Here is a 6,381-nt window from a genome sequence, read left to right on the forward strand (position 1 = left end):
TGGACTCTCATTCAATATGAATAACGCTAGATTATCATTATAAATCAATACCTTGCCTTTACAATAACAGTTTTGAATAAGGATGGTAATGGGCTTAAAGAGAACTATAAGAATGTTGCGGATGCACTTTCTGGTATAAGTAGTTTCTTTACGAATCTTAATGAAAAGATCGAAAGTATGACAGGTGATAGTTTTATTCAGCAAAACAGCGCTGGGTTTATTACGATTGGTAAAAACAAAGCTAGCAATAGAATAGACATTGCAAATAATGTTAATGGCTCGCGCATTCTCAGTGGCATCAAGGGTGGTGCATTTACAGCAACATCGAAAGATGCAGTAAATGGTGCTCAACTCTGTTTTATGTCTAAGGCATTTACAAGTTATTTTGGTGATGGCGCTGGTTATGGTGAAGATAATAAATGGTCAGCTCCTATTTTTGTCGTTAAAACTTTCGATGAATATGGTAATGAGGTTGAGGAAACGTATAGTAATGTCGCGGATGCATTTTCTGGTGTTAATAATGCTATCACAGCTTTGAGTTATGATATTACTGAGTTAAAGGATAATTCTAGTGATGGTGAAAAAAATAAAAAGGCATTACTTGAAGATGGTAATCATAGTGATATTGTAGAGGGTTTTCCTTTGATGATGACAAGGATGACAAGAATGTCTCGTGCTAGATCCATAGATGATGCGGGGAATGTAGATACGCCAGCTATTGATTCTCAATCGGCATTATTAGATGGTGCAGATGAAGGGGTTTCTATAACGGTAGAGGTAGCAAATGGTAAGATTGAAGAAGGCTCGAAGCAAGCAGTGAATGGTGGTCAGTTATATGCCACGCGAAAGAGCAGAAGGATATTGTTCTTCAGAGTGCGAGAGAATATACGAATCAACAAGTAGATAATGCTGTTGCTCAGTTTCAGCAGTATACCGATATGAAGTTTGAAGCATTAAGTTATGCTGTTGAGGATGTGCGCAAAGAGGCAAAACAAGTGGCTGCTATTGGTTTGGCAGTATCGAATTTGCGTTACAATGATACACTTGGAAAATTAAGCGTTGGATTTAGTAGTGGTTTGTGGCGGAACCAATCAGCCTTTGCTTTTGGTGCTGGTTATACATCTGAAAGTGGGTCTATTCGGTCCAATTTATCGGTTACCACTTCTGGAGGTCATTGGGGTGTCGGTGCAGGATTCAATATAACATTGAACTAATAATAAATAAAACACATAAGTATAATTTGATTCACTCTTGCCAAATAAGGCGAGGGTGAATTGTTTTTTATACACGAACAATGTTCATATGATGGAGTTTGTGTTTGTGTATAACTTTTAAATAGAGTAAATAAAGATTGAGCAAAACGCTATAAAAAGATCTTTCATAACTGTTGTGGATGAAAATAATGTTCACTTTATGTGAAAGAAATTTTATAAACTTTTAAAAAGACTCATTTTATTCTTGATCTTTTATCCAAGAACCTATACAAATACAGAAACTATATTAATTAATACTTGTTTTGTTCGAAAGAAGTTCCTCCTTGAATTTTAGGAGGGTTATCTGAGAGGAGGACGGTAATATGTCATTAAAGCAAGAATCTGCTGTCAACGACTTCATCATAGCGTTGCTAAGGGCCTTATGAGGTTGAAAAATACCTGCAAAGAGGTGAGTATAGTGTGCGGCATTTCTTTAATCATATCAAATTCCCATTAAAGAGAATTCGAAGAGAGAAATATCAGATTTTGCAGTGATATATAAAAGGCAGAGTCATACGCATTTTTGCTGCTTATACTTAAAGCAAATATCTACTCTACACTCCTTTCTGTAGGGAAAAGGAAAGCAAGGCATGAAATGTAGGAATTAAAGATAAGTGAGCAAGAAATTTCTTCCGCCATTTTTCTCAAGAAAACACGTGCAAATCTGTGATATTTCCTACTCTGCAACAATGCTTTAAAAGAACTGCTTTATTCAATAAATACAACCTCATCTGTAGAAACCAATCCATAAGAATTAAGCAGACACTAACCACAGCATAGGAAATGATCTCATTTCCTGAATAACACAAATAAAGAAAGCTCCATACACATCGCTCAACAATGGTACTTGAATATAAAAACTAATCAGAAGACCTTTTAGCACCTAAATTATGTCTTTTTTATGTTCACAGCTATTTTTTTGTTGGGAGGAAGCTATTTTATTGGGGAATTTATAATGAAAAAAATATTTACCATGTGGACAGCAATCAATATAAGTTTTCTTCGTGTGCTTGATTTGTTGTCTTTTGTGAAAGAGCTGTTTTTGGCTCTGCTGATCATATGCTTATCGAGTGTTTCTCCTGTTTTTGCTGCGAATCTCGCAATAAGAAGTGCTACATATGAGAGCAATAGTGGTAACGCGGTAGGCTATAAACATGGGAGCCACGGTAGTATTGTTCTTTCTGGTGATGATGACCACTGTGGTGTAGATAACGTTATTGGCCGTGGTGGTAAGCGACAAGAAAATGCTGCTAATAAAATAACTGCAGAGCAGCAATATAAGAGATTTATCAATGGTTTCAATGGTCTCGGCGGTAGTAATGCTTATGGAACAACCACTGAACAGGTGGTTTGGGCTGGTGAAGGTCTAGTAAACGATCCGAAGAATGGTTATATGGGAGCTTCTACAGGGGGATCTACGAATATTAGTCCTGAGGCTTATGGTGTTTATTCTTTTGCAACAGGCTGTGGGTCTTCTGCAACGGGAAACTATTCAACAGCATTTGGTGCAGGGGCGACAGCAGCGGCTGGAGGGGCGCAAGCCTTTGGTGTTTCTGCGCTTGCGTCTGGTAAAGCAAGTGTCGCTATAGGTATAGGATCAGAGGCATCTGGACAATCTGCGGTTGCTATCGGTGGACTTGCAACAGCTAGAGGTGAAACGAGTATCGCTATAGGAACCAAGGCAGGTGCTAGAGGTCATGATAGTATTGCTATAGGAATTGGGGCAATGGCACGCGTTGATTTGTCAATTGCTATAGGTCAAGATAGTTCGGTTACAGGCAAAAATGCCATTGCAATAGGGAATTTTAACAGTGCTGCTGGGGCGAATTCCCTTGCTTTGGGTTCAACTGCAGTGGCCAGTGCTGGCGGTAGTATTGCTCTAGGGTATCAGTCCCTAGCTGATAGAAGCAAAGGTAAATCCGGTTATGATCCTATAACGGGGATGCCGTCAACAGACGAGAGGGGTGCATGGAAGAGTACTGAAGGGGCTTTGAGTATTGGTTCTGATCAGGTAACACGACAAATTACAGGAGTAGCAGCTGGTACTGAAGATACCGATGCAGTCAATGTTGCACAGCTAAAAGCTTTGAGAGAGGTTATGGTAGGAGAAGGAGAATGGAAACTTTCTGCTAACGGGTCAGATGAATCAACTGTTGCAAAAGGTAAGACAGTAGATTTTTCAGTAAAAGATGCAGAGGTAGGAAAAGGTAACTTAAAGATTGAAAAAATCGATAAGGGTAATGAGCATAAAGTCCAATTTACTTTAAATGATGATCTTAAACTGACGAGTGTTGCTACTGGGAAGAGTAGTATGAGTGATAAAGGTTTTTATATTAAGGATGGTCCTCAAATTACTTCTGATGGTTTCTTTTTTGCTAATGATGGTCCAAGTATGTCTCAGTCTGGTATTTACGCTGGGGATAAACAGATTAAAAAAGTAGCAAAAGGGACTAATGATACTGACGCAGTCAATTTCGCTCAGTTAAAAGAGATAAAAAGTCAAATAGAAGGTGATAGTCTCGTTAAATGGGACGAAGAGCAGAAACTTATCACCATTGGTAAGGGCACTGCAGGCACTGAAATCAATATTGCAGGTTATGGCAAGGTAGCGCGCACTATTTCTGGTGTAAAGGAAGCTGTGAAGGATGATGAAGCTGTTAACAAAGCCCAACTTGATAAAAGCATAAAGCAAGTTTCTCAAGATGCGTTATTGTGGGATGATGCAGAGGGAGCATTTGTCGCAAAACATGAAAAAAATGGAGAAAAGAGAAACAGCAAACTTAAGTTTCTTTTGGATGGGGAGATTGCGAAAGGTTCAACCGAAGCCATTACCGGCAATCAGCTTTATTTTTTGAATCAGACGCTCGCATCTTATTTTGGTGGTGGTGCTAAGTATGAAAATGGTCAATGGACAGCGCCTCATTTCCAGATTGTCCAATTTGATGAGAATGGCAAAGTTGTTGAGAAGAAAAGCTATGATAATGTAGCGGATGCTTTGGATGGTGTTAATAATGGAATGACAACCATAAACAACCGTATTGATGATGTCATCAACAAGGCTGATACAGATGCTTTAAAATGGGATAAAGAAAAAGGAGCCTATGATGCTGGTCGCGATGGTCAACCAAGTAAAATTACCAATGTCGCTGATGGTAAAATTGAAAAAGACTCTAAGGATGCGGTAAACGGTGGGCAGCTTTGGCAGACCAATGAGCGTATCAATAGTGTTGAAAAAGATGTTCAGCATATTTCAAAGAGGGTTGAGAATATTGGTGACACAGTTATCAACATTGATGGGAAAGTGAATAATATTGATAAAAAGGTTGATGGTATTGCTGAAGATGCTGTTCGTTATGACAGAGATGAAAAGGGCAAAAAAACCAATAAAATCACTTTAGCAGGGGGGGATCCGAGTGAACCTGTGATGATTGATAATGTTACAGATGGTAAGATTGAAAAAGGCTCAAAAGAAGCGATTAATGGTGGGCAATTGCATGATTACACGAAAGAACAGATGAAGGTCATTCTTGATCAATCAAAGCAATATACAGACCAGCGTGTAAACAATATCGTTATTGATGCGATTGACGATGCCGTTGAACGTGCAAATAACTATACCAATATGAAGTTTGAGGCTTTAAATTACAGAATAGAAAATGTCCGCAAAGAGGCAAAACAAGCGGCTGCTATTGGTTTGGCAGTATCGAATTTGCGTTATTTCGATGATCCAGGGTTTTTGAGTGTCTCATTTGGTAGTGGTTTATGGCGTAGCCAATCAGCCTTTGCCTTTGGTGCTGGTTATACATCTGAAAGTGGGTCTATTCGGTCCAATTTATCGGTTACCACTTCTGGCGGTCATTGGGGTGTCGGTGGTGGAATAACTCTAAAATTAAAATAACACCAGATAATACGAAAACTACAATTTAATCGAATTTTCGCCTTTGTCTGATGAGACAAGGGTGAAAATTTATAATATTAGGGAGATAAATATTTTACATAGAAAGTCATAAAATCGTATCATTATGAAAACGTTATAACCATGTATTCGATAGTAATAATCTTAGTGAAAAGTGAAGCATTTTAACAAAAATTTTACAGATGCAGAGCAGTGTCTCTAAGATAAACTGACAGGGTAATATAATTGTATCATAGTTTAAAGACGTACGTTTTATAATTTCATTGAGGGAAATTATTCATTGGGGAAGGATATGTTTTAATAAAAATCAAAACTTTTATTTGCTTTATATACAGCAGTAGCCATCATGAAGTATGCAGTAGTTGCAATTCTTCATAAAGCTCATACTGATCAAAATAAAATTCCTGAAACAAATTATGAAACAGAACTGATGTATAAGTTTATAGCATACGCAATGAAATTATAAAAATACTTCGCGATTGTATAAAGCAGTAAGACCCATTATGTAAAGTAACTAAACTTATTTTCTTTAAAAGCTTATACAAGAAACAAAAGAGTCATCAATCAGATTCATTTTGCTGAAAGCTTAAAAAAATCTCGCAAGGGGAAGTGCAGCGTATTATGAAGAAAATCACACAATCATTCTTATTCTACGTTAAATCTCTTCAAAAGAGATGACCATAAACTGCAACACATTGATTCATAAGTGTTTTTTTATCGTTTCTTACTGTAGTTTGACAGTAGGTTTTGCAGTAAGTGGGAAGAGGTGGGATTAGTTAGGAATAGGTGGTAATTTGTTGTTTTTACGTACAATTTTTACCATTCAATGCGCGTTTTGTCAAAATAGATTTTGACACCTAAAATTGGAAAAAAATGCGAAAAATGGTAAAAGTCACGATTTTGTAGCAAAAATGAGAAAAGGCTTTGAAAGGTCTTTGAAAACCCTTTGAAGATTTTTAAAAAGTCTTTGAAAGCCCAGAAAACCGCCTTTGAAGAGGCTTTGAGGATTTTTGCATTATACGTGTGTTGGCAACGAAAATAAGGAAAAATTTGTCAAAAAACCAAAATAGATTCCCGCCATCATTTTTTCTTTTAGAGTGGCATTAAGCCGTATCTTGTGTAGTTACTAGATGTGCTTTTTCAGCTTCTATTTGACGCTTTAAATGCAATTTTAGAAGAGGGAAAGTTGCCTCGACTTCTTCCATATCATTG

Annotated in this window: 1 protein-coding gene and 2 pseudogenes; 2 read left to right on the forward strand and 1 reads right to left on the reverse strand. The window is 37.4% G+C overall.

The features are described from left to right. Nucleotides 1–738: 738 nt before the first annotated feature. Nucleotides 739–1,214: pseudogene (locus BN338_RS13785) on the forward strand (YadA-like family protein); the annotation flags it as partial. 994 nt (nt 1,215–2,208) lie between these two features. Next, nucleotides 2,209–5,151: a Vomp family autotransporter gene (locus tag BN338_RS05155; RefSeq protein ID WP_083868442.1), complete on the forward strand. Its 2,943-nt coding sequence runs from the start codon at nt 2,209–2,211 to the stop codon at nt 5,149–5,151. 1,121 nt (nt 5,152–6,272) lie between these two features. On the opposite strand, the pseudogene BN338_RS13095 reads toward BN338_RS05155, so the two are convergent. Further along, nucleotides 6,273–6,381 (reverse strand): annotated as a pseudogene (locus BN338_RS13095) (helix-turn-helix domain-containing protein); the annotation flags it as partial.

Source organism: Bartonella queenslandensis AUST/NH15, from assembly GCF_000312585.1.
GTDB lineage: Bacteria > Pseudomonadota > Alphaproteobacteria > Rhizobiales > Rhizobiaceae > Bartonella > Bartonella queenslandensis_A.

What these genes read in the sequence shown, in the direction of transcription:
- BN338_RS05155 (WP_083868442.1), top strand. Translation starts at nt 2,209, where the DNA reads ATGAAAAAAATATTTACCATGTGGACAGCAATCAATATAAGTTTTCTT.